The organism is Rhizobium sp. CBN3 (assembly GCF_030518245.1).
Lineage (GTDB): Bacteria > Pseudomonadota > Alphaproteobacteria > Rhizobiales > Rhizobiaceae > Rhizobium > Rhizobium aethiopicum_A.
This window is the reverse complement of the sequence record NZ_JAULSE010000037.1, coordinates 14,042-33,112: the sequence shown is the minus strand read 5'-3', so window position 1 is coordinate 33,112 and position 19,071 is coordinate 14,042. Positions and strand designations below refer to the sequence as shown.

15 protein-coding genes and 2 pseudogenes are annotated in these 19,071 nt (G+C 60.8%); 11 read left to right on the top strand and 6 right to left on the bottom strand.

All coding sequences use genetic code 11. The annotated features are described in order from the left end of the window. Window positions 1-621: 621 nt before the first annotated feature. The 5 genes and pseudogenes from istB to QWJ46_RS29110 all read right to left on the bottom strand — a co-directional run bounded on the left by istB (window position 622) and on the right by QWJ46_RS29110 (window position 6,643). Window positions 622-1,515, bottom strand: a complete 894-nt coding sequence (istB, locus tag QWJ46_RS29130) for an IS21-like element ISRel5 family helper ATPase IstB (RefSeq protein WP_004672573.1) — start codon at window positions 1,513-1,515, stop codon at window positions 622-624. Continuing rightward, window positions 1,512-2,987, bottom strand: coding sequence for an IS21-like element ISRel5 family transposase (gene istA, locus QWJ46_RS29125; protein WP_080574729.1), 1,476 nt, complete (start codon window positions 2,985-2,987; stop codon window positions 1,512-1,514). The genes istB and istA overlap by 4 nt, the downstream gene beginning before the upstream one ends. Before the next feature lie 1,727 nt (window positions 2,988-4,714). Next, window positions 4,715-5,728, bottom strand: a pseudogene (locus QWJ46_RS29120) (nucleotidyl transferase AbiEii/AbiGii toxin family protein). Next, window positions 5,721-6,288 (bottom strand): annotated as a pseudogene (locus QWJ46_RS29115) (DUF6088 family protein). Before QWJ46_RS29115 ends, QWJ46_RS29120 begins: the two co-directional pseudogenes overlap by 8 nt. A gap of 145 nt (window positions 6,289-6,433) precedes the next feature. Beyond that, on the bottom strand, window positions 6,434-6,643 hold the full coding sequence (locus tag QWJ46_RS29110; protein WP_004672578.1) for a hypothetical protein: 210 nt from the start codon (window positions 6,641-6,643) through the stop codon (window positions 6,434-6,436). A 323-nt stretch (window positions 6,644-6,966) separates the two neighbouring features. On the opposite strand from QWJ46_RS29110, the gene QWJ46_RS29105 reads away from it, so the two are divergent. Further along, window positions 6,967-9,576 (top strand): hypothetical protein, encoded by a 2,610-nt coding sequence (locus QWJ46_RS29105; protein WP_004672579.1) that lies wholly within the window; start codon window positions 6,967-6,969, stop codon window positions 9,574-9,576. Window positions 9,577-9,783: 207 nt separating this feature from the next. On the opposite strand, the gene QWJ46_RS29100 is transcribed toward QWJ46_RS29105, so the two are convergent. Continuing rightward, a complete protein-coding gene (locus QWJ46_RS29100) occupies window positions 9,784-10,074 on the bottom strand; it encodes a hypothetical protein (protein ID WP_004672580.1) in 291 nt (96 codons plus the stop codon). 25 nt (window positions 10,075-10,099) lie between these two features. Between QWJ46_RS29100 and QWJ46_RS29095 the strand changes: the two genes are divergently transcribed. The 10 genes from QWJ46_RS29095 (at window position 10,100) to QWJ46_RS29050 (ending at window position 19,063) form a co-directional block, all read left to right on the top strand. Next, window positions 10,100-12,640, top strand: coding sequence for a hypothetical protein (locus QWJ46_RS29095; RefSeq protein WP_004672581.1), 2,541 nt, complete (start codon window positions 10,100-10,102; stop codon window positions 12,638-12,640). A 303-nt stretch (window positions 12,641-12,943) separates the two neighbouring features. After that, window positions 12,944-13,201: a hypothetical protein gene (locus tag QWJ46_RS29090; RefSeq protein ID WP_004672582.1), complete on the top strand. Its 258-nt coding sequence runs from the start codon at window positions 12,944-12,946 to the stop codon at window positions 13,199-13,201. A 50-nt stretch (window positions 13,202-13,251) separates the two neighbouring features. Further along, window positions 13,252-13,728 carry a hypothetical protein gene (locus QWJ46_RS29085; protein WP_004672583.1) on the top strand — a complete coding sequence of 159 codons (477 nt, stop codon included), beginning with the start codon at window positions 13,252-13,254 and terminating at the stop codon, window positions 13,726-13,728. Next, entirely contained in the window at window positions 13,725-14,555 is an 831-nt protein-coding gene (gene sctJ / locus QWJ46_RS29080) for a type III secretion system inner membrane ring lipoprotein SctJ (RefSeq protein ID WP_018247139.1), read from the top strand. The genes QWJ46_RS29085 and sctJ overlap by 4 nt, the downstream gene beginning before the upstream one ends. A 2-nt stretch (window positions 14,556-14,557) precedes the next feature. After that, window positions 14,558-15,187 (top strand): hypothetical protein, encoded by a 630-nt coding sequence (locus tag QWJ46_RS29075; protein WP_004672585.1) that lies wholly within the window; start codon window positions 14,558-14,560, stop codon window positions 15,185-15,187. After that, entirely contained in the window at window positions 15,184-15,747 is a 564-nt protein-coding gene (sctL, locus tag QWJ46_RS29070; RefSeq protein WP_004672586.1) for a type III secretion system stator protein SctL, read from the top strand. Before QWJ46_RS29075 ends, sctL begins: the two co-directional genes overlap by 4 nt. Next, the gene (locus tag QWJ46_RS29065; RefSeq protein WP_004672587.1) at window positions 15,740-17,059 is read left to right on the top strand and encodes a FliI/YscN family ATPase; all 1,320 of its coding nucleotides are present in this window, start codon (window positions 15,740-15,742) and stop codon (window positions 17,057-17,059) included. The genes sctL and QWJ46_RS29065 overlap by 8 nt, the downstream gene beginning before the upstream one ends. Continuing rightward, window positions 17,056-18,075, top strand: a complete 1,020-nt coding sequence (locus QWJ46_RS29060; RefSeq protein WP_004672588.1) for a FliM/FliN family flagellar motor switch protein — start codon at window positions 17,056-17,058, stop codon at window positions 18,073-18,075. The genes QWJ46_RS29065 and QWJ46_RS29060 overlap by 4 nt, the downstream gene beginning before the upstream one ends. Further along, window positions 18,075-18,728 (top strand): type III secretion system export apparatus subunit SctR, encoded by a 654-nt coding sequence (sctR, locus tag QWJ46_RS29055; protein ID WP_008534263.1) that lies wholly within the window; start codon window positions 18,075-18,077, stop codon window positions 18,726-18,728. Before QWJ46_RS29060 ends, sctR begins: the two co-directional genes overlap by 1 nt. 107 nt (window positions 18,729-18,835) lie before the next feature. After that, on the top strand, window positions 18,836-19,063 hold the full coding sequence (locus tag QWJ46_RS29050) for a flagellar biosynthetic protein FliQ (protein WP_225881834.1): 228 nt from the start codon (window positions 18,836-18,838) through the stop codon (window positions 19,061-19,063). The last annotated feature ends 8 nt before the right edge of the window (window positions 19,064-19,071 follow it).

The following is a 19,071-nucleotide window of genomic DNA, read 5'->3' as shown; positions in this document are numbered from 1 at the left end:
TCAGTCGGGCATTCTTATGAATGTTCATTCGCGGCGATCCTTCCGACTCGAGGTGTGATAGCTCCAGTCTCCTAAATCCGCTTTGAATGGACAACCTCCCGAAAGCTCACAATTAGAGCCTCGGCCGGGGTCTGGTATCCGAGCGATGAGTGCGGCCGGAAATGGTTGTACAACACGACGACAGAACACCCACGGGACCGAGGTTCGCGAGCTTTTGTATCCGTGGCATCCCTGGTCCGGGCAACCCGTTCACGTGCATGAGGCGGTGTCCAAAGGGAAGCATATTTCCGCTGCAGCCTTTCTGGTTCTTCTTCTGGTCGACTTCTTGAGGTCCCATCGTGGATGTTCGACCGATCAATGAGTGGTTGTTGGCGCAGCCTGGCGGTTCCGCACGTCGATCTCGCAAGCCTGCATTCTTTGGCAAGATTGCTGAAGGACGCTGATGCCTCATCGCAATCTTCGGTAATGGGCGCAGCACTTTGGTCGACTCAGCCTATTCAACGCCATGGTGAGGCAGCTAAATGCTGACTTCCAAGAGAACCTTGAGCCTGCCCATCGATGCAAAATAGCTAATAGCGCGGCAATCAGGATGAGACGCTTGCGACAATCTGGATGAGATTCTTAGGTCGCGGTCGGGATCAAATTATCATGCTGATTGCCGCTGACAAGTTCTTCGTCGTTTTCTGATTGCCGCTCCGCGACAGACAGCGTTGATGTCCTGATTGTCGCAAACGAGGCCGGTCGGCCGCGCTGGCGTTTTTCCTCAAGCGCAGTTCTGCGGCGATAGCTTTCGACGTTCATCTCGAAGATCGTGGCATGGTGCACGAGCCGGTCGACTGCTGCGAGTGTCATGGCAGGGTCGGGAAAGACCCGGTTCCACTCTCCGAACGGCTGGTTGGCGGTGATCAGGATCGACCGGTGCTCGTATCGTGCCGAGATCAGCTCGAATAGCACGCTTGTTTCCGCCTGGTCCTTGGTGACGTAGGCGAGGTCATCGAGGATGAGCAAGTCGTACCTGTTGAGTTTGTCGATGGCAGACTCAAGCTGCAGTTCCCTTCGGGCGACCTGAAGCTTCTGCACAAGATCGGTGGTCCGGGTGAACAGGACCCGCCATCCGTTCTCGATCAGCGCAAGGCCGATGGCAGCAGCAAGATGGCTCTTTCCTCCGCCGGGCGGACCGAACATGAGGATGTTAGCTCCCTTGGCAAGCCAGCTGTCGCCGGCGGTGATTGCCATGACCTGCGCCTTCGAGATCATGGGTACAGCGTCAAAGGCGAAGCTGTCTAAGGTCTTTCCGGGCGGCAGGTGCGCTTCGGCGAGATGCCGTTCAATCCTGCGATTGGCACGCTCTGCCAGCTCGTGCTCGGCAATAGCCGACAGGAAGCGAGCTGCCGGCCATCCTTCCCGGTCCGCCTCTTCGGCAAATCGTGGCCACAGCATTTTGATCGTCGGCAGCCGGAGCTCGTTGAGCATGATGCCGAGGCGTGCTTCATCGATAACGTGGGCGTTCTTCATGCCGCTTCTCCCGTCCCGATCAGGGCCTCATAACCGTTGAGCGATGCGAGTTGCACATGAACGGTCGGCAGCTTGGCTGGATCCGGACCGAAGAGCGCTCGCATGGTAGCCAGATTGGGTAAGTCACCAGCATCGAGTATCCTGGCCAATTCTTCGGCAAGTTCGCGTTCGCAACCACGGTCATGCGCGAGCGCCAGGAGTTCGACGGTGATCTTGCAAGCCTGCTTGTCGGGAAGATGCTCGATGAGGGCTTCGAAGGCCTTGCGATATTCCTGACGCGGGAAGAGCTTGTCGCGATAAACGAGGCCGCGGAGCGCCATCGGCTTTTTGCGCAGGGAATGGATGACGTGGTGGTAGTTGACGACCTGGTCGTGTCGGCCGTCGGGATGGCCGCGTCCTCGGCGCAACGTCATCAGATGCGTACCGCCGACAAAGACATCCAGCCGATCGTCGAACAGGCGAACTCTTAACCTGTGGCCGATCAGGCGGGATGGCACGGTGTAGAAGACCTTGCGCAAGGTGAAGCCGCCCGTCCGGGACACCGTAACGACAATCTCTTCGAAGTCCGTGGTCCGGCGCTCGGGCAGCGCCTGCAGATGGGATCGCTCAGCATCAATGCGCTTGCCATGGGCAGCGTTGCGACGGCTGACGATGTCATCGACAAAGGCGCGGTAAGAACTGAGGTCGTCGAATTCCTTGGCCCCCCGCATCAGCAGGGCGTCATGAACAGAGTTCTTGAGATGGCCATGGGAGCTTTCGATAGAGCCGTTCTCATGCGCGACGCCTTTGTTGTTGCGCGTCGGCGTCATTCGATAATGGGAGCAAAGCTGATCGTATCGGTGGGTGAGATCGACCTTGGCATCGGCGTCGAGGTTGCGGAATGCCGCCGACAGGCTGTCGCTTCGATGATAAAGCGGCGTACCTCCCACGGACCACAGGGCATTTTGAAGCCCTTCAGCCAGCGCGACAAAGCTTTCGCCGCCGAGAATGACATGGGCATGTTCGAAGCCCGACCAGACAAGCCGGAAGTGATAGAACAGGTGATCAAGCGGCTGGCCGGCGATGGTCACACCAAGACCGCTGGCGTCGGTAAAATCCGAAAGGCCCAACCGGCCTGGCTCGTGCGTTTGGCGGAAGATGACCCCCTGCGCTTCGCCATGGACAGCACGCCACGACCGAATGCGTCGTTCAAGCGTGCGGCGGATACCTTCAGAGAGTTCTGGATGTCGGCGCAGCATCTCGTTGTAGACAGCGACGGCACGGATACCGGGTGCGGCCTTCAGGAGCGGGACGACTTCGGTCTCGAATATCAGCTCTAAGGGATCAGGGCGGCGGCGTCCGCGCGGCGCTTTGCTCTGAGAAGGCAGTTGTACCTCCTTGTCGAGGCGGTATGCCGTGGCTCGGCTGATCGACGCTTTTGACGCGGCGACCTCTACGGAATGCGTTTGTCGGTACTTCATGAAGAGTCTCATCTGATGATCGGTTAAATGGCGACCCGGCACAAACTGGTTCTCCAATCCAGAAAACCGCAAATGTACCGGACCGACCGCGATCATGAGACGCCGAAAATCTGCGCCACGCCGGGGTATGACTACGATCGGGCTACGCCCTCACTCCGTCACACCCCGGCGCGAGTCTCATCCTGATTGACGCTGAATCTCATCGAGATCGCCGCTACGCATAAAAGAGCCAGCCTGCCCGTCTAACCAATGCGAGCAGAACTCTCGGGACATTGTCACCCAACTTGTAGAGGGCCATCTTCGGCGTCAAGGCGCAGACCTCAACCGCTTCCGAGCAGAGAACTACGTCGGGTGCTGGACATATTTGTGAAGAACCCAACACGGCACAATACTTTTATCATCACGGAATGGGCGCGGCAGTCGGCCAGCAGCCAGGCGCCTGTAAAATCCAAGTGTCGAGCCGACAGGGCCTTGAAGGCAGGCCTGAAACCAGGATGAGGGAACATATCGCCGGATTGGGCCGAGTTGAAGAACGTTGTGGGCAAGAATCTGTGCCCTCACCTCATCAGTCCAATTCCGCCGCCGCCGCCGACAGGTGATCTTTGAGCTCATTTGGGGATCGTTAGCGTTCAGCTTCGGTAGGCGGACGTGCATTTTTGCGATGGTGGAAGTTGTCGGCAGGTGGGCAACACGTGAAATATGGTTCTTCACTGAAATCGAGGGCATCAGACACGTCCCGCGCTCGCCGCGACAGAGCGTCCGACGAGACCTCGAACCATCTTCCGCGAACACTTCATAGCACTGCCTGCAACGTGCTTCGTGTAGACTGCAATCTTCAGTACATCGTTAAGCGAGGTCGTGTCTGAACAACACCGTAGGCATGCCGGATCCTCCGTATTCGAGATGGAATAGAGCGCCTCAGGAATGGTCCCATTTCATCCCGAGGAGGAGAAGTGAAATTGCCATAGTGGCGTGGCGGCGTTTGTTCGCGAGGCTCATGCTACGTGAGTGTCGAGAAGATTGCGACGGATTTAAGTTTCGATCGCCGTGGTTTACCGGAATGCACCTTCCGCTATTTCGCCGCCGAGACGTTGGTCGAGTTCCTCGTGCTGGCCGTTGCGGCAACTTGGCGATTCACGCCGCCACCGCGCGCCTATCGCTGCGGCAGCACAGCCGGCTTCGACGCATCTTCATTCAGACAAGGCGATGGCAAAAATCATCGTCACGCCCGCGCGCGCTGGCCCTGTCGAGATTGCGGCCTTCCTGATGAAAGGCGACGTCGATCCGCTGGACGCCAAGAAGTGACCTTCGTCTTGTCGACCCCCCCTGCGGGAATAGAGCCAATCAAGCGTGCGGCGCGCCAGTGGGAGGACGGCACTTGGCGCGAGAACGTGCCGTTGCGGCAAGTGGAACATCCGTGTCGATTCTCGCGTCAGCGATTTTGAGCTTGCTCGGGCTTCCGGCGAGATTGAAATTGGGAATTTGAATGCCTTCACTGCAAACACACCGGATCTTCATTTTACGTGGCGCAACTTTCCTCAAACGAACCCGCACCCGTGCGGTATTTGGCCACATCCTCGCCGAGGCCGGAGCCGGAATAACCGGGTCCGAGCTTCACTCTCATCACATCAAGGGTGCCTGCCACGAGCAAACGCCTTATAATTGGCGCGAAGCCAAACCGCGTCGGTGACAGGGCACTCACAGTAATGGGCAGGGTGCGGCTGTGGGCCGGCAATTGCTTATTTTGACGCGTCGCTTTTGTTGGCATGCGCCTGAATTTGCGTGCATCGCTCGATCAGGTGCTCGAACGGCTCGGAATCGCCGAGCAGCAGGCCGTCGTCGACCATGCGCGCGTAATCCTCGCCGAGCGCACGCAGACCTTCTCCGGATGGCGTCAGAACCAGATTGCCGTTGACGGCTGCGGCGTAGTCGATGGGCGAGCGGTCGGCCGCCTTTTCCGCAAAAAACATGGATTTGTGTTTCGCCACGGCATTGGCGAGTTGCCGATCCGCGGATGCTTTGTCGGCGAAACCAGCATCGTCCAGCCGGACGACATCATGCCAGTGGCGGGCAAAACGATCGCCGCGAAGGCGCTCCTGCAGGCAGAAGACATGGATGGCGGTCGCTTTCTCCCACAACGTCCGCTCCGCGTGCATGACGCGGGGACTCGCTTTCGGAAATTCGACACCATCAACCTGGCCCGACGCGTCACAGTCGACGGATACTGGCCGGCTCGCCGGTCGACCGCGCTCCGAATTCGAGCATGACGCTCGGGGCGACATAGCCGGATCCGCTGCTCACCGCTTCATAGTCGAGGTAGAGCGTATCGTCCTCGAGGCGGATTGCCGCCGGAAGAGATTGAACGCGCAACGCGCCATAACCGGCTCCACCGAGCCCGCCACCCAGACCGGAAGCCGCTTTCGCACCTCGCTGGTCCAGTGTTTCTCCTCGCTGCGGGTTTTCGGCAGTGCTTCGTCATTGTCGCCAACCAAGTCCGGCGCCAGGGCGCGGATATCGTAGGTCAGGTCGACATCCTCGGAGAACCTTTTGATGACACCGTAGGCTTTCGAAAGCGAGGTGCCGCCCTTGAAGACGAGATGCTCACCGAGCTTGGACGAAAAGAGCGTCTGCAGCGTCCAGACGACCCAGACATCCTTTTCGAGGAGATGAATGGGCCGTCCGGTGCGGTCGGCCGCCACCGCCAAGGCTTCGCGTCGGTTATCCTTTGACAAGGTCAGAAACAGATCAGCGATGCGCAGCCTTTCCTACGCTTCTTGCAAGCCAGGTCGGAAACTGCGGAGCCGCCGCCACCAGCTCGCCGAACGCGTTTGGCGGCAGCTTTCGCTTGATCCGCGACAGTGCTTCATCGGCCCTTTCCGGCCCAAGCCATGCAAGTGCGCGGACCGCCACGCCAGCAGGTCGATCGGCCAAGGCCAATTGCCAGCGCGGCACGTGCTTGAGCTCGACCGTCTGCTGTCCAAGGGTCATCGTCCGGCTACGGCCGGATGTCAGGTAGACGGAGCGGACCGGGACCTGGGAGGTCAGGCCCAGGGCATTTGCCGCGGCGGCGCCATCGAGACGATGACCTCACCGCGCTGCTGCGCCACCGCCTCTACGGCCTGTTCGACCGTCGGCGGCCGACTGCCAAAGCGACTTTTGACGGGCCGCATATAGATACCACGGCCCGCCCGGACGAGCTCGCCACGCTCGGCCAGGCGCGACAGAGCCTGATCCAGGGCGGCTCGATTTCCGAGATGCAAAAAACTCTTTGCCGAAAGCGCGGTCCTTCCGGCAGTCGTTCAGCATGTCCCATGATTTGCTATGTCAGCTTTTGCATGGCATTTCTCTTGTCAGAATTATATGCAAGTTTCTGACAGTTTGCAATGAGAGGGGAAGACGGCGAGCCCGGACGGTGCTGACCAATTTTTATCGGTCAGTGACCCGCTGTCTCTTCACAATCACGATTCATCTATCAGGCCGTCAAACACTTCCACCATCGCATCGCTGATGGCCTTGCCTAGCGCGGCTGCAGCGTTTGCAAGCGCCTCGTCGTCCATATCGCGAGCGGCCATCGCAAAAGCAGTTCCCTCGGACGTTACGATTTCCCGCGCCCGCTCAATTGCCCAAAGGCCGAAGTCGCTGCGGCTGCTGATTTCCACGGTTTCCATGTTGTCCCCTGATTTGTTCGAGAGGACGGCTTATACCGATTTGCCGGACAATGCAGTCTGAAAACCGAGCCCGAGGACCGACTTTGATCTGTCTCGTGAGCGCATTCCCTACGGTAGCGTGCTCTATTGCGCCGCACCTTGGCGACTGCGGTGTCACCAGCATTTGTACTGCGGTATAATTTGGAAGCGCTATGTGGGGGTCAATGGTTCAATTTTGCCGCTCCGATAGCACCCATTTGTCATATCACTGAAAAACTTCTGACCTAACGAGGCTTTCCGGGCCTCCGTTCAGGGTGCGGCCGTCGATCAGGAGTGACGAAATCATGTTGGAACGTGTTGGCAGCGGATCGAAAGAGGTCGAAACCCTGGTCGTGGACCTCGACCAGAAAGACGTGACTGGCCGTTCTGCATCGACAAAAACCATCGACGCCGGCGAAATACGCAAGATCGCGCCGAGCGGCAACGGGCAGGCACTCGACATCTCCGCTGCGCGGGGCTTCGTCGGGTTTACCCAGAGCAAAAGCGGCGCCACCGCGATCCTGGTCGATGCAAAGGTGAGCACGCCCGAAACCGACCCGGGCAACGATCTCAAGATCGACCTGGACGGTTTGAAAAAGGTTGCCGCTTCCGAATTCGGCAGCACCGTTCCCAACAACATCACCCACCTGTTCAACCCGACCATCCAGGCGATGGCCAAGCAGTTTTACGGGGGAGACAGCCCCGCGGTGCGCGATCAGTTCAAGGCCGACGTCAAGGCGCTTCTCGGTCCGCTGCTCGACAAGGTAGGCGCCGGAGAGGTCAGTCAGGCTGATCTTGGCGGCCTTCTGGAGCGCCTGACCTCGCGTCTGAGCGCTCCCGGCGGCAAGGAAGTCTGGGGTTACCGCCACGCGGTACAGACCGCGCTCGAAGGGCTCGTCATGGGCGCCAGCCTGGTCTCGAAGCTCCCGGCCAATGCCGAGTGGGACAAGAGCGTCTCGCCGCTACCCTCCAGCAATCTCGCCAGCTATTCGTTCAACGACGTCATGGCGGCAATCATGATCGGCGCCGGGCTGGCCGGCAAGGGCATTGCGGCCAACGGCTCAGATCGCGGGCGCTTCTTCGCCGGCAGCGGCGGTGACGCCTGGATCGCCGAGCGTATGTTCGCCACCACGGACAATGGCTGGAGCAAGACCGTCCAAAATCTCGATCTGCCCTATATCGACAGCGACTATCTGACATCGAGCCTCAAGAAGATGGACCTTGTCATGTCGGGCTCGGATGCCATCGAGCCGGTCGTGGAGCGCCCGATCGACGAGAACGACATCCTGGAAAGCAAGGTGCTGCGCGGCTACGCTCCGTCGACCGCCTATGAGCCGACGCTGAAGAAGCTCGACGAACTCAAATACGGCATTCTCGGCGACGCCGTGAAGGACGTGAACCGGAATTTCGTCGCGCCCGACAACATGGACCACCTCGACCAGCTGACGCCGGAACAGAAGGCGACGGTGCTCTACGATCTCATCGAGATCAAACAGCAGTTCAATGGCTATATGAACCAGTATGGCGACAGCGTGCCCGATGGCGAGCGCGTCGGCAAGGACCTCGATGCGCGGATCGAAAAGCTGACGGCCGATCCGGCGACGCAGCAGCATCTCTCGGATATCTTCGCGAGCGGCATGAAGGAATATCTGCAAAGCCCGGAGAATTCCGATCTGCTCACCAACATCGAAGACGCCTATCTGATCGATATCGGCGGCGGCAAGGCGATCGACCGGGCGCTGAGCGCCGGCAAGAGCTTCGAAGATGCCCTGAAGGATTATTATTCCGAACTCAACACGCTCGTCGATCTCCTGCCCCAGGATTATATCGACGCGCATCTCGACGCCGCGAACGTCACCTTCTCGAACATCGTCAAGGAACATTATATCGGCGACGGCCAGGGTGTCGATCTCGAGCCGCTGCTGTCGGGTCCGGATGACACATTTGTGCCCGGCGCAACGAATGACGCCATCAGCCAGTTGGCAAACACCTTCGCCGAGGATTTCATCAGCAAAAACGGCCCGGCAGATGGCGGCGAGACGCTGAAGCAGAACCTGGCGCAGGATATAGCGCGCGACGTCGACGGCGTTCTGCGCATGGTGCGCGGCGGTATGAAGCTCGACGACGCGCTTGCCTCCTTCAAGGATTCGCTCGACCTGCCGCGCCAGACCCGTACACCTGCCGGCATCGATGCCGAAGTGTACAAGGCCGGTCTGATGCACGCCGTGCAGATGCTGACGATGTCGAGCGTGCTGGTGGCGCACGGCCTCGGTGTCGGCGGCAAGTGGACGCCGGCCGATATCGCCGCTGCGGTCGGCTCGGCGACACAGATCGTCGGCATGACGATGGAGGGGCTCGGCAAGAACCTCGACGTTGCCGGCAAACCGTTCAGCGCCTTCGGCAATCAGCCTGGCAGCTGGGGCAAGGGGATCTCGATGAACTTCTCGCCGAAGACGATGGAAGCGGCAGGCAAGATCCTCGGCGCGGCCGGCGGCCTCGCCATGGCCGGCCTCGGCTTCTATTCGGCGTCGCGGTCGATGAAGGCCGGCGACCGCGCCAAGGGCGCGCTCGAAATAATCGGCGGCATTGCCGGTACCGGCAACGCGCTGATCGGTTTCTCCGAGGCGATGCTTTATCTGACCAATGCCATGTCCCGTGCCTTTTCCGGACTCGGAACGGTGGCGCCGGAAGTCGTGACCATCTTCAGCAGCGCCGCCAAAACCGGCCTTGCCGCGGCCGGACTGGTCACCGGCCTCGTTGCCTCGGCCGTCGGGCTGGCGCTTGGTCTGTGGGATATGGCCAATGGCGTGAAGAAGCTCGACAAAATGGAAAAGCAGCTGAACGAGAAGCTTGAACGCTACACCGGCGAGTCCGTGCATCTCGAATTTGGGCCAGACCCGTCATTCATCTGGTAGAGGCAGAGGGGCGGCAACGATGACCGCCACAGCCTGGGAAATACCCTGCGACCCCTCGGTAAAAATGTGATTTTTGATCTCCAGGCGCGAGGCCGCTGCATTTTATGCAACCGCGATGTCCGATCGGGCTTGAATTATCACGCAAAGGTCGATCTTATGCCTAACGTAAGGTAAACGACGTCATCCGCGAAAAGCGGAAAAAGAAAATCAAAGGGAACGCATGTCATCGATCGCACCAGCATCTTCGGATATCGATACGGTTTCATTTCTCCGGCTAAACGCCAATTCCGATCCAAAGTCCGAAAATTCCACGAGCCAGGGCAAAACCACGAGCACCACGGTCAAGAAGGCATCGCCTTTTGCCTCTGACGGGACCACGACGGCAGCCCTGACGATTTTCTCCTCTATATCGGCGCAGACGAGCAGTCCGAAGTTCGTTTCGCTGGCCGCCACGTCGAATGGCACGTCCCGCCCTACCGCGCCGATCCAGCCGGTCATCGATCTCCTGTTCAATTCCGATTTCATGAGCGAGATCAATCAGGGCTTCATGGAAGGGCTGAAGGACAAGGACAAATCCTTCGAGAGCATCGACGTCGTCAAAAACCCTCACAATTACACTGCCGAGCAGAAACTGATCATGTATCTCGATCTGCTTCAGACCAAGGCGACCTTCGGCCAATACAAGGACAGCCTCGGCGACAACCAGCGCGGCATCTACAACGACCAGGAGATCCTGAAGGATCTCGACAAGTCGATCGCCATCCTGGGCTCGGACCCCGACGTCAACTCGCTGATGACGGAGAAGGCGCTGAAGGCCTTCAAGCTGATCTTCTCCGGTTATCGCGTGGCGCCGGCCGATACGAACAAGGACGCTTCCGAGATCATCAACGACACGATAACGCGTGACGAGAAGATGAAGGACCTGCGTACGAAGGTCGAGGATGCCTTTGAGCGCGACATCGTCAATGGCGGCCTGCTGAATGACGGTCTCAAATCCGGCAAGGACGTCACCACCATTCTCAAGGAATATAATGCCGCCCTCGGCTTCTATTCCATGGTGCTTCCCGACGATTTCGTAAAGCAGCGCTCGGCGATTGCCGACAAGACCTATGCCGAATTCTTCGACAAGAACGTGCTGCCGACGATCTCCGATCCGACGACGGCGCTCGATGGCCTGATCCGCATGGGACTGGCCGGCAACAAGACCGAGCGGGAACTGAAGGGGCTCGGCTCCATCCTGCCGGTTGTGGATTTCGACCAGTCGCTCGGGCTCGGCGGGAGCCTGTTCCCCGATCTCAAGATCGACCTCGACGGTTTGAAAAAGGTTGCCGCTTCCGAATTCGGCAGCACCGTTCCCAACAATATCACCCACCTGTTCAACCCGACCATCCAGGCGATGGCCAACCAGTTTTACGGGTCAGACAGCCCCGAGGTGCGCGATCAGTTCAAGGCCGACGTCAAGGCGCTTCTCGGTCCGCTGCTCGACAAGGTAGGCGCCGGAGAAATCGGCATCGGCGATCTCGCCGGCAATCTGGAGCGCCTGACGTCGCGCCTGAGCGCACCCGGCGGCAAGGAGGTCTTGGGCTACCGCCATGCGGTGCAGACCGCGCTGGAAGGGCTCGTCATGGGCGCCAGCCTGGTCTCGAAGTTGCCGGCCAATGCCGAGTGGGACAAGAGCGTCTCGCCGCTGCCCTCCAGCAATCTCGCCAGCTATTCGTTCAACGACGTCATGGCGGCAATCATGATCGGCACCGGGCTGGCCGGCAAGGGCATTGCCGCCAACGGCTCAGACGGCGGGCGCTTCTTCGCCGGCAGCGGGGGCGACGCCTGGATCGCCGAGCGCATGTTCGCCACCAAGGACAATGGCTGGAGCAAGACCATCCAAAGTCTCGATCTGCCCTATATCGACAGCGAATATCTGACATCGAGCCTCAAGGACATGGGACTTTCCATGTCAGGCCTGATGAAGACGCTGATGCCCGGCACGGATGTGATCGATCCAATCATCGTCGACGGCAAGACCGCCGAAGAGGCGATCAAGAGGATCATCGCCCCGAGCCTCGACGCGCTGGCGGAAACCCTGTTCAAGGGCAATGCCGATGCCATGGCGCAATACAAGACCAATTTCACGACGATCTTCACCGCGCTTTGGGCGACGATGCGACCGGGCGGCAGCGTCGAAACGATCAAGGCCGACCTTGCCAAGCTGATCGACAAGACCGCGACGGCGGCGCCGGCAGGGGTCGATCCTGTCAAATACAAGGCGGCGCTCTCTTCCGGCGTGATGTCGGTGCTTACCGCATCCCGCTCCATCTATGCCGGCCTCAACATGACGAGCCCGACCTGGGACAGCATCGGCATCGTGGTTCTGCACGCCCTTGGCGCTCTCGCGCACATGGGCAGTGCGCTCGGCTCGGCGATCAAAGCCTCGAATTTTTCGCTGCTGGATGGGATCAGTTCACTCGTCGGCGTTTCCGACGAGCTGGCGCGGGCGCAGCGCAGCGTGCTCTCCGCCTTTTTCAAGAATACCGGGACGACGGTTGGCGCCGTTGCCGGCGTCGCTTGGCTGCCGGTGGAATATTACCAGTTCCTGCAGGGGCTCACCAGTGGCAAGGGCGATCCGGTCGATCTCATCTTCATGGGTATCGGAACCGCGGCGGACACGGTCGGCGCGATCGAGGGCATCGCAGGCGTTGCCAATATGCTGGTGAATTCCACCTTCCTCGGGCGCACGGGCGCAACGGTAGCGCTCGTCTCCGGCGGCTTCTCGCTCGCCTTCGCGATCGCCGGCGCGGTGTCCTGGGCGGCCTGGGCGGGCTTTGCCATCTACCAGAGCATCAAGCAGGAAAAAGCCTTCCACAAGCAGACCGACATGATGAACGACATGCTTAAGCGCACTGTCAACGACACGGTCGGCATCTACGCCAAAACAGGTCAGCGCGTCGGCGCCAAGGGCGGCGTCGCCCCCGCGCCCCGCGACCCGGAACAGCGCGAGCTGACCCCTGAGAACTGGGACGCGATCATCGCCGATATCGAGAAGCGCCGCGGTACGGCGGTGGGCTGATCCGGGACGCTTTCGCAACACCAAATATCTGGGTACTCACAGGCCCGGTTGGCGTAGAGGCGGTCGGGCCTGTGAATATTTGATAGCAATAAATTTAAGTATGAATTTCATGCGCAATCTGGATATCTGCTGCGCTTTATGGATAAAAACGTTCAATTTTAATATAAAGGTCGAGAAAGTTGTCAAAGCGATTGTAATTTCCGAAAATTAACCATCGGTTAAGTTTAAACAATTGACCGGCCGTTTTTTTATCCATATCAAATCATGCATTCATTTTGATAACTCCTTGATGGAAGTGCTCATATGGCCGTAGATGCAGTGAATTCCGACCTGAACCTGGCGCCTGCAAACCCTGTCTCGGTGGAGCTGACGACTGATAAGACAGATTCCAAGGACACCACCGGCAGCACGACGAAAAAGGTCGATCCGAACAGCGAGAGCGAGATACTCTCCGCTGCCGTGGACGCGTTTCTGCCAGGCATGATTTCCAACACCCTGATGCTGAACAATTCGCTTTTCAATTTCGCCAAGGAGGCGATCGACGAAGGCAGCGACGAGTAGCGTTCCCGTTCATCGTTTGCAGTTGACGTGTACCGAGTTGAGGAATTGCAATGAGCGGAGAAGAACTTACCGGCCGCGCCTTTACGCCGCCCGTTGATGGCGTATCGACAGGCAATGTGCTGAAGACCTCGGAGATCGTGGCGGAGCGGATCGGGCTGCAGCCGGCGGATTTCGCCGGCCTTCGGCCAACCGAACTCACCTCCATTCCCAACATCCAGGGCCGCAAGATCGCGCCTGAGTCCGACGCCGTCCCGCCCTCCTATTCACCGGAAGGCAATACCAGGCCCTCCAGCATTCTCGACCGGCTGTCGGCATTCTTCATGCCGGTGGCCGGGAACGGCCAGCCGGAGACGCCGCTGGTGCGATTTGCCGCGGACAAGGATCACAGCGGCCCGAAGATCGAAGACATCACGACATCGATCGACCGGCTGGAGAAATCACAGCAATTCGCGACCGGCACGACGCTGCTGTCGTCACTCACCCAGTCGGTGATGTCGTCGTCCAAACGGCTGACGCAGGGCCAGTGAATATCATGATCACATCGGCCCTTGCGAGATCACCGATCACTTCGCCCGCGCGCAAAGTCCTTCCGAAGGCCGCCATGCTCGCTTTCTGCCTGTTCCTCGCCGCCTGCAGCCAGGACGTGCTGACGGGACTCGATCAGCGCGATGCGCTGGATGCTCAGGTCCTGCTCGAACGCGCCGGCATCTCCGTCACCATGAGGAGCGAAAAGGGCGGGACCTATGCGATCGCCGCTGAATCAGCCGATCATGCCCGGGCGATCGAGTTGCTGGCGGGCGCCGGTCTGCCGCGTCAGTCGTTCGGAAATGTCGCCGAACTCTTTCCCGGCAACGGCTTCCTTGTGACGCCTTACGAACAAAAAGCCCGGATGAGCTACGCCATCGAGCAGCAGCTTGCCGAAACGCTTTCGGGGCTTGACGGCGTGGCGACGGCGCGCGTCCATGTGGTGCTGCCGGAGGAAAACGGCCGCGGGCTCATCAAGGAAAAGGCGAAGGCGGCGGCCGTGTTGCAATATCGCCCCGGCGCCAATCTCAACGAGATCGACATGAAAAGCCGGTCCGTTCTGGTCAACAGCATCCGTGATCTCTCTTACGAAGATGTCTCGGTGGTGGTCAGCCCCTGGTCGGAGGTCGGCGCGCCGGCGGCCCCGCCGGCAACGGCAGCATCGGCCCCGGCGGCAACCGTGACGCCGGCACCCGCCGCAGCGCCATTCTCGATGGTGCAAAGCGCTCTCTCGGCTTTCAAGGCCCCCAATCTGGCCGTGATCGGCGCAATTATCCTCGCCATCGGGGCATGCCTGCTGCTGCTGTTGCCGCAGCGGAAGGAGCGCTGAGCATGCGCACGCCGCGTTCGGACGGCGAGGCGATCTCGGATGCGGCGAGGATCCGCAGGGCAGCGCTGCTTTCCGCGGATATGCTGACGGCCGCCCGATGGGATGGGACCGCGCCGCTCCTTGCCGATGGGTCTACCCTGTCGCGGCGGCTGCACCGGCGGCTTTTCACGGAGATCGCAGAAGCCCATGGCGACCCCGCCACATTTGCCGACGGCGCCCGCCGCCTGATTTCCATGGACGCGGACGGACTCTCAAAGGCCGCGTTCCGGGCGGGCTTCGCCTATCATCTCGCAGCCTTCTGCCCCGCGGTCGATCGCCCGACCCTTGCGAGGCTCAGGGCCGCCTACGGCGAGGAAGCGGTCGCATTCGCCCTCGGCCACATCAATCTTTCCACGGCAACGCCGCCGCTTGATCTGTTGAGCGAGCAGGCAAGGCATGTCGTCGAGGCCGATGGCTGGTCGATGCTGACGCTTCTGGCAGACGAATATCGGATCTCTGCGGCATGGCGGTGGGCGGGCTGGCGCGACATGGCCGAAAACGGCTCGGCTTCCCTGTTGAAGAGCCCGGCGCTCGTTCTGGCGACGGCCGCCGTCGACGAGGTCGCCTCCACACAGGAAGGCGCCGGACGATGAGCTCGGGATTTGCACGCCACGACCGCATCATTCCGGCGGAAAACTTCGGCCAGATCAGGGAGGCGGCGCAAATTCTGGCGGCTGCCCGCCAGGACGCCGCCCAATCCCAGGCCACACTTGCAGCCGCCAGCGAGCAGGCCGCCCAAAACGGCTATCGCGACGGGTTCGAACAGGGCGTTCGTGATGCCGCCGCACGGCTTGCCGCCTCGCTCGGAAAAGCCGAACAGGAGATTGCCAATCTCGACAGCTGGGTCGAGGCGGTGGTTCTGAAATCGGTCGGATTGATCCTCGGATCGATGGAGGCCGACGAACGCACCAGGCGATTGGTCCGCCACGCCATATCCCAGACCGCAGAGGCCCAGGAGATCGCCCTCCATGTCGCCCCCGAGGATGCCGCCATGATCGCCCAGGCAATTGCGGATATCGATCATCGCATCACTATCGAAACGGATCCGCTGATGTCTGCCGGCGAGATCGTCCTGGAGACATCGGCGGGACGAAGCCAGATCGGCTTGAAAGACCAGCTCGCCACCGTGATCGAGGCCCTCGTCCATGGCTGACGCATTGCTTCGCATGGAGCGGACGCTCGAACAGACGGACGTGCGGCGGCAGAGCGGCCGCGTGACGAGTGTTTCGGGCCTGCTGGTGCGGGCGCTCATCCCCTCGGTTCGGATCGGCGAGCTCTGCGAACTGCATGAGCCGGGCAGGGGCCGCATCGGCCTCGCCGATGTCGTCGGTATCGACGGCGAGACGGCACTTCTCTCGCTTCACGGCGAAACCCGCGGCATCTCCCAGCGCACGGAAATCGTCCCGACCGGCCGGGAGCCGGCGATCTCTGTCGGCAACTTCCTGCTCGGCGCGGTCGTCGATGCGCACGGCAACGTCCTGCGTCCCTCCGCCAATCCGGCCGGCGATGACGCGCGTTTCCTGCAGCCGCTCTACGGCCAGCCGGTCAACCCCTTGTCGCGCCGTCCCATCCGCCAGCCGTTCACCTCGGGGATTGCCGCCCTGGACGGATTGCTGACCTGCGGGCAGGGCCAGCGCATCGGTATTTTCGGCGCGCCCGGCGCCGGCAAGTCGACGTTGGTGTCCCAGATCGTCGCCAACAACAAGGCCGATGTGATCGTCTGCGCGCTGGTGGGGGAACGCGGACGCGAGGTCGGCGAATTCGTTGCCGACAACATGCCGGAAGGCGTTGCCTCGAATGTGGCGCTGGTTCTGGCGACATCGGATCGCCCGGCGCTGGAGCGGTTCAAGGCGGTGATGACGGCAACGGCGATCGCCGAATATTTTCGCGAGCAGGGAAAACATGTGCTGCTCGTCATCGACAGCGTCACCCGCATGGCCCGCGCCTTGCGCGAAGTCGGGCTTGCTGCCGGCGAACCGCCGGTGCGGCGCGGCTTTCCGCCTTCCGTATTCGCCGTCTTGCCGCAGATCTTCGAGCGCGCCGGCAACAGCGCAAACGGCACGATGACGGCTTTCTATACGGTCCTCGTCGAAGGCGAAGAGCAGGACGATCCGATCGCCGAAGAAACCAGGTCGCTGCTGGACGGCCATATCGTGCTCTCTGACAAGATTGCCAGGGCGGGCAATTTTCCGGCGATCGATGTGCTGGCCAGCCGAAGCCGGACGATGAGCGCGGTGGTGAGCGAGAGCCATCGCCAGGCAGCCGACAGGCTGCGCGCCCTGCTGGCCCTCTATGACGAGGTGGAACTGCTGATCCGCGTCGGCGAATATCGCCAGGGGCGCGATGCCGCCGTCGACGAGGCCGTCGCCAAACACGGGCTCATCCAGCGCTTCCTGTTTGACGGCCAGGGCAAGCCGCAGCCGTTCGGCGCGATCGTCGAAGCGCTCGAGGAGCTTGTCCGATGAATATCGCCGCGCCCGCATGGCCCGACTCATCGATGGCCGGGAGCTTCTTTTCCCGTTCCGGCACGACGATGCGCGCCGCCTGGCAAATTCCGGTCCGGGAGCAGACGCTTTCCGTTCGCCCGCTGTCCCCCGATATCGCGGCCACGCGGATCGCCGATCCTGTCGGCATTCTCTGCCGCGTCGGCGAGCAGGATCAGATGCTGATTGCTTCGGCCGGAGCATTGCGGCTGCTGGCCGAAAGGCTGGAACCGCTGCTGCTCTGGGAAAAACTGTCACCGCATGAAAAGGCGGCGGTGGTGGAACATCAGTTCGCCGAGGCCTTCGAGGCAATCGAGAACAAGATCGGCATCGGCCTTTCGCTGCTGGAGATCGGCGCGCAGCCGGAGCCGGATTTTAGCGGCAATTTCGGCTTCGAAATCGGCTGGAGCGGCATGAGCCTGCCCTTGAGCGGCCGTTTCGATGAAACCTTCCTTGCCGGCCTCGTCGGCTGGGCAAGCCGCCTACCGCGCCGCACGCTCAATGCCCTGACGACGGCGGTCAACATCCGGCGCGGTTATGCCGTGCTGTCGGTCGGTCAGATCAAATCCCTGCGATTGGGGGACGGCATCGTCATCGATGGGGGGGCACCGGAGACCGTGGTCGCGATCACGGGTGAACGTTACCTTGCAACCTGCATGCGCTCGGACAAAGGCGCGGTCCTCACCGAGCCGCTCCTGTCGACGCCAACCGGACCAATGAGGCATTTCATGACGAATGACACCGTCGATCAGCAATTGCAGGGCGAGCCGCGTCCGTCGCCTGTCGACAGCATCCCGATCAAGCTGGTCTTCGATGCCGGACGGCTGGAGTTGCCGCTGCGCACACTCGAGACGATCGGCGAGGGCTATGTGTTCAACCTCGACAGGCCATTGTCGGACGCCGTCGATATCATCGCCCAGGGCCGCATTATCGGACGGGGCGAAATCATTTCCGTGGATGGGTTGAGCGCCGTTCGCGTCACGGCGCTGCACGACTGATGGAACAGAGCTTTCCTCTTGCCCAGAGCCTCGCGGCAATGGCGGCGATCTCGATGCTGCCGGTCATTGCCGTGATCGCAACCTCCTTCACCAAGATTTCAGTCGTCCTGCTGATCGTGCGCAATGCGATCGGCATCCAGCAGACGCCGCCGAATCTCCTGGTCTTTGCGATTGCCATCGTGCTCTCGGCCTTCGTGATGAACCCGGTGCTGCAAAACAGCTGGCAATTGCTGCTCGCCCATAGCGGCGATTTCGGCACGGTCAGTGGCATGGCGGACGGCATGATCAAAGTGGCAGCGCCGCTGAAGGATTTCATGCTGAAATTTTCCGACGCCGAGGTGCGCGACTTTTTCGTGCAGGCGTCGCAGAAGATCTGGGCAAACGCGCCGGCAACCCCCATTGCCTCCGACGATATCACCGTGCTGACGCCAAGCTTCCTCGTTTCGGAACTGACGCGGGCCTTTGAAATCGGATTTCTGATTTATCTGCCCTTCCTGATGATCGACTTCGCCGTCTCCGCCATTCTGGTGGCGCTCGGCATGCAGATGATGTCCCCGACCGTGGTGTCGACACCGCTGAAGCTGCTGCTGTTCGTCTCGATCGACGGCTGGCGGCGATTGCTGGAAGGTCTGGTGCTGTCCTATGCGCAGTGAGCATCGCGCCTTGACGAAAGCCCCGGTTCGAGCGCCTGCCGCGCCCACGCGAAAGGCCTGCCACCATGGGTGAAGACCAGGTCGCAGCTGAAATCGGCATGTCCGTCATGGCGACCTTCGCCTTGGCCGGCCCCATTCTGGGCCTGGCCGCGCTTCTCGGGCTGATCATCGCCATTTTCCAGGCTGCAACGCAAATCCAGGAACAGACCATCGCGCAGATCGTCAAGATTTTCGTGATCTCCATCACCCTGCTGCTGTTCGGCCGGGTGCTGGCAACGCCGCTGATCGAACATTCCGTTCATATCCTGAACGACTTCCCGACCATGGTTCAGTGAGGCGGGGC

Coding starts and splice junctions, on each gene's coding strand:
- istB (WP_004672573.1), bottom strand. CDS start 1,515: ATGAAGAACGCCCACGTTATCGATGAAGCACGCCTCGGCATCATGCTC.
- istA (WP_080574729.1), bottom strand. CDS start 2,987: ATGAGACTCTTCATGAAGTACCGACAAACGCATTCCGTAGAGGTCGCC.
- QWJ46_RS29110 (WP_004672578.1), bottom strand. CDS start 6,643: ATGGAAACCGTGGAAATCAGCAGCCGCAGCGACTTCGGCCTTTGGGCA.
- QWJ46_RS29105 (WP_004672579.1), top strand. CDS start 6,967: ATGTTGGAACGTGTTGGCAGCGGATCGAAAGAGGTCGAAACCCTGGTC.
- QWJ46_RS29100 (WP_004672580.1), bottom strand. CDS start 10,074: ATGACCGGCTGGATCGGCGCGGTAGGGCGGGACGTGCCATTCGACGTG.
- QWJ46_RS29095 (WP_004672581.1), top strand. CDS start 10,100: ATGAGCGAGATCAATCAGGGCTTCATGGAAGGGCTGAAGGACAAGGAC.
- QWJ46_RS29090 (WP_004672582.1), top strand. CDS start 12,944: ATGGCCGTAGATGCAGTGAATTCCGACCTGAACCTGGCGCCTGCAAAC.
- QWJ46_RS29085 (WP_004672583.1), top strand. CDS start 13,252: ATGAGCGGAGAAGAACTTACCGGCCGCGCCTTTACGCCGCCCGTTGAT.
- QWJ46_RS29075 (WP_004672585.1), top strand. CDS start 14,558: ATGCGCACGCCGCGTTCGGACGGCGAGGCGATCTCGGATGCGGCGAGG.
- sctL (WP_004672586.1), top strand. CDS start 15,184: ATGAGCTCGGGATTTGCACGCCACGACCGCATCATTCCGGCGGAAAAC.
- QWJ46_RS29065 (WP_004672587.1), top strand. CDS start 15,740: ATGGCTGACGCATTGCTTCGCATGGAGCGGACGCTCGAACAGACGGAC.
- QWJ46_RS29060 (WP_004672588.1), top strand. CDS start 17,056: ATGAATATCGCCGCGCCCGCATGGCCCGACTCATCGATGGCCGGGAGC.
- sctR (WP_008534263.1), top strand. CDS start 18,075: ATGGAACAGAGCTTTCCTCTTGCCCAGAGCCTCGCGGCAATGGCGGCG.
- QWJ46_RS29050 (WP_225881834.1), top strand. CDS start 18,836: ATGGCGACCTTCGCCTTGGCCGGCCCCATTCTGGGCCTGGCCGCGCTT.